6 protein-coding genes are annotated in these 4,191 nt (G+C 71.0%); all 6 read left to right on the forward strand.

Annotated elements, in window-relative coordinates; all coding sequences use genetic code 11:
- A partial coding sequence (locus AC1D1T_RS30585; RefSeq protein WP_477993179.1) for a type II toxin-antitoxin system HipA family toxin occupies positions 1–1,065 on the forward strand: 1,065 nt, incomplete at its 5' end.
- Between the two features lie 156 nt (positions 1,066–1,221).
- Entirely contained in the window at positions 1,222–2,022 is an 801-nt protein-coding gene (locus AC1D1T_RS30590; RefSeq protein WP_477993180.1) for a sensor histidine kinase, read from the forward strand.
- A gap of 40 nt (positions 2,023–2,062) precedes the next feature.
- A complete protein-coding gene (locus AC1D1T_RS30595; RefSeq protein WP_169672690.1) occupies positions 2,063–2,746 on the forward strand; it encodes a response regulator transcription factor in 684 nt (227 codons plus the stop codon).
- A gap of 86 nt (positions 2,747–2,832) precedes the next feature.
- Positions 2,833–3,246 carry a response regulator gene (locus AC1D1T_RS30600; RefSeq protein WP_082004333.1) on the forward strand — a complete coding sequence of 138 codons (414 nt, stop codon included), beginning with the start codon at positions 2,833–2,835 and terminating at the stop codon, positions 3,244–3,246.
- A gap of 94 nt (positions 3,247–3,340) precedes the next feature.
- Entirely contained in the window at positions 3,341–3,919 is a 579-nt protein-coding gene (locus AC1D1T_RS30605; RefSeq protein WP_477829187.1) for a Pvc16 family protein, read from the forward strand.
- On the forward strand, positions 3,916–4,191 hold a 276-nt coding region (locus AC1D1T_RS30610), incomplete at its 3' end, for a hypothetical protein (RefSeq protein WP_477993181.1). The genes AC1D1T_RS30605 and AC1D1T_RS30610, both read left to right, overlap by 4 nt.

Raw genomic sequence — 4,191 nt, forward strand, 5'->3', positions numbered from 1 at the left:
CACCTGCCCGGTCTGCTGGCCGATGTGCTGCCCGACGGCTGGGGCTTGCTGCTGATGGACAAGCTCTTCCTGAAGAGCGGGCGCGATCCGGTGCGCCTGTCGCCGCTCGACCGGCTGGCGTTCATCGGCGAGCGCGCGATGGGGGCCTGGGTGTTCCGCCCGGCCGACGATTGGGCGCCGGCCGACGAGCACCTCTCGCTGCTGCAGCTCGCCACCGCGGCGCAGGCGGTGGTCGAAGGCGAGGATGTGGCGGCCCTGAACACGCTGGTGATGATGGGTGGATCGCCGCAAGGTGCACGACCGAAGGTGCTGGTGAACTTCGACCCCGACACGCGACGCATCAGCTCGCACGAGGAGCCCGGTGGCAGCACGCCCGGCACCCCCTGGCTGGTCAAGTTCCCCGCCCGCGGCGAGCATCACGAGGTCTGCGCCGTCGAGTACGCGTACTCGATCGCCGCGCGCGCCTGCGGCATCGCGATGCCGCGCACGCAGCACTTCAGCCTCGGCCGTGCGATGTCGGCCTTCGGCGTCGAGCGCTTCGACCGCTGGGGATCGGGTGCGGCCGCGATGCGCGTGCCGGTGCATTCGTTCGCCGGTGCGCTGCACGCCGATTTCCGGCTGCCGTCGCTCGACTACCAGACCGTGCTGCGCGCCACCCGCTTCTTCACGCGCGACGAGGTGGAGGTGAGCCGGGCCTTCCTGCGCTGCGTCTTCAACGTCGTGTTCCACAACCGCGACGATCACGCGAAGCACTTCGCGCTGCGCATGAACGAGCGCTCGATGTGGCAGCTTTCACCGGCCTACGACCTCGTTTTCAGCCACGGTCCGCGCGGTCGCCACCAGACCTCGGTGATGGGCGAAAGCCGCGCGCCGGCGCGCACGCACCTGCTGGCACTGGCACGCACCGCGCAGGTGCCGCAGCGCCTCGCACTCGATGCGCTGGAGCGCGTCTGCACCGAGGCGGCCCGCCTGCCGCAGCGTCTCGACGAGGCCGGCGTGCGCCGCGCCACGCGCACCGCCATCGCCGCGGCGGTGCGCGAGAACCTGCGCCGTTGCACGGCCTGAGCACGGCTTGCGGCTGCGCCTCCTGAAGCGTGCTGAAAACTGCTGAAGCGCGTCGGGGCATCGCTGTCGCAAGTCGTTTCGCGTGTCCATAATCGTTTCGCTGTCCGACAAAGGGCGGCCGCCTGCGGGCGCCAACAAATCGCCAGGGAGCGAACAATGAGAACACGTGTCGAGCCGTCGGTCCGGTTGCAGCCGGGGGCCGGCTGTCGTGGGTGTCGTCCGGCGCGGGGTCGCATCCGCCCCAGGCCGCTGCCGCGGCAGCTCGCCCGGCCCGCGCGCAGCCACCTGCGCACGCTGGCCTACGAGATCACCGTCGCCGAGGCGCGCGAGCGCGAGCGCATCGCACTCGGCCTGCACGACGAGATCGGCCAGTTCCTGACGCTCGCGCGGCTCAAGCTCGGTGCGTTGCGCGACAGCCCGCCGGGCGACGAGGCGACGGCGCTGCACGACGAGATCGGCGCGCTGCTGGCGCAGGCGTCGCGCGCTGCGCGCTCCGCCACCTTCGACCTCAGCAGCCCGGTGCTGCGCCTTGGCCTCGAGCAGGCCCTGCGCAGCCTGGCCGACCGCCTTGCCGCCGACAGCCGCCTGCAGGTCAGCTTCGATGGCGCGATGCCACCGCTCAGCCTGCCCGAGGCCGTGCTCGCCGTCGTGTTCCGCGGCGTGCGCGAGCTGTGCCTGAACGTGCAGAAGCATGCGCATGCGGCGCGCGTCAGCATCACCGCGTGGTGCGACGGCCGCTGCCTGAAGGTGTGCGTCGCCGACGACGGCGTCGGCTTCCGAACCGATGCCTCGCGCGGCGTCTTCAGCCGTACCGGCGGCTTCGGGCTGGCCAGCACGCAGGCGCAGATCCAGGCGATCGGCGGGCGGCTGGAGATCTCGTCCGCGGCGAGCCTGGGCACGCGCATCACGATCCTGTTGCCGAATGCGGTGGGCACGGCGGCACTCGCCGCGGCCTGAACGACGGCGCACCGACAGCACACGCATCGAAGGAACGACCATGGGCATCCGCATCGTGTTGGCCGACGATCACCGCATCATGCGCGACGGGCTGTGCGCCCTGCTGGCGCGCGAGAAGGACATCGAGCTGATCGGCCAGGCCGACGACGGCTTGGGCGCGGTGCGCCTGGCGCGCGAGCTGCGGCCGGACATCGTCGTCACCGACGTGTCGATGCCGGGCCTGAACGGCGTCGAGGCGACGCGCCGCATCCGCACCGACGACCCGTCGGTGCGCGTGCTGTGCCTGTCGGTGCATGCCGAGAGCCGCATGGTGCTCGCGGTGCTCGAGGCCGGCGCCTCGGGCTACGTGCTGAAGGACTGCTCGTACGACGAGCTCGCGCTGGCCATCCGCAAGGCGATGGCCGACCAGGTGCACCTGAGTGCCGAACTGGTCGGCCTGGTCGTCAAGGAAGTGCGCAGCCGCGGCCAGCCGCAGGCGGCGGGCGGCACCGCGGCGCTGACGCCGCGCGAGCGCGAGATGGTGCAGCTGCTGTCCGAAGGCCTGTCGACGCAGCAGATCGCCGACCGGCTGCACGTCAGCATCAAGACCGTCGCGACGCACCGCGAGCATGTGATGCAGAAGCTCGACATCAGCAGCCTCGCCGAGCTGACCCGCTATGCGCTGTGCGAGGGCCTCAGCTCGCTCGACCAGCCGTGGCGCAGCGGCGCGCGCACGCCGTCCTGAGCGGGCAGGCTCAGCTTCCGCACCGGCCCGTATCAGCCGTTTCCTGATGGCGCGGCGGGCCGCGGCGGTTCACGCTGAGCGCCACGATGGGAGTTGCCGCGCGCCCTTTGACCCTCTACCTGGCCGATGATCACGCGGCCTACCGCGCCTGTGTGGCCGAGCTGCTGGCACGCCGAGGCTTCGAGATCCTCGGCGAGGCGCCCGACGTGCCGGCGCTGCAGGCCTGGCTCGCGCAGGCGCGCGTGCACCCCGACGTGCTGCTGATGGACGTGCAGATGCCCGGCGGCGGGCCGACCGCGCTGGCTGCGCTGCTGGCGCGCCACCCGGCCCTGCGCGTGCTGGTGCTGTCGATGCACGACGAGCCGGCAATCATCGACGCGATGCGCGCTGCCGGCGCGCGTGGCTACGTGCTGAAGGACGAACCGCTCGCCGTGCTTGCGCAGGCGATCCACGCCGTGCACGGCGACATCAGCCGCTGGCCACCGGCGTCTCAGCAATGAAGAGGTCCAAGTTCAGAGATTGACCGATGGGCGCGGGCCGCGTGCGTCCCTATCGTCGGGGCATTCCTTCACCACTCGCCCCACCGGAACCTCCATGATCGACGCGGCCATCTCGCAAGTCGCCAGCCAGCTGAACAACGCCTTGCGGCGCTCGTTCCAGCTGGGCGAAGAGCTGGTCGTCGTCTCCAGCCTGTACGAGCCGGATGGCGGCGTCGCCGCGAACATCAACAACAAGCTCGCGGTGTTCCTCGTCAACATCGAGCGCGACACCACGCCCAGCCCCCGCTCGCGGCCCGGCGCGGGCGAGGGCCGCCATGCGCGGCAGCCGCTGCCGGTGTCGCTGAACCTGCTGGTGATGTTCGCCGCCAACTTCAGCGCGTCGAACTACACCGAGGCGTTGAAGTTCATCTCCAGCACGATCGCGCACTTCCAGTCGTGGCCGGTGCTGGACCACCAGAACACGCCCGACCTCGATCCGCGCATCGACAAGCTCACGCTCGACATCGAGAACCTGAGCGTCAGCGACCTGAGCAACCTGTGGGGCCTGTTCAGCGGGCGCTACCTGCCGTCGGTGCTGTACCGCATGCGCATGGTCACCTTCGATGCCGGCCAGTTCGATGCCCAGCTGCCGGTGGTGCGCCGCGCGCAGGCCGGCGTGGGAGCCTCCGCATGATCGACATGGGCCCGTACCTGCCGCTGCTGCGCGTCGATTTCGAGCACGGCTTCTTCGCCGACGGGCGATGCCGCGGGCTGCGCTTCGTGCCGGCCGGCGACACCGCATGGTGGCTGCGCGCGACCGACGCGATCGAGCGCCACACCGGCAGCGCGCTCGCGCTGTTCGGCCCGGCGCAGGCACTGTCGGTGGTGCCGAAGGCGGTGCTCGCGTGGCAGGTGCATGCCACCGACGAGGTCTTCCCGACCTGCACCGACAACCCGGCGCAGTGG

It is taken from the genome of Rhizobacter sp. P2_H3, from assembly GCF_056403355.1.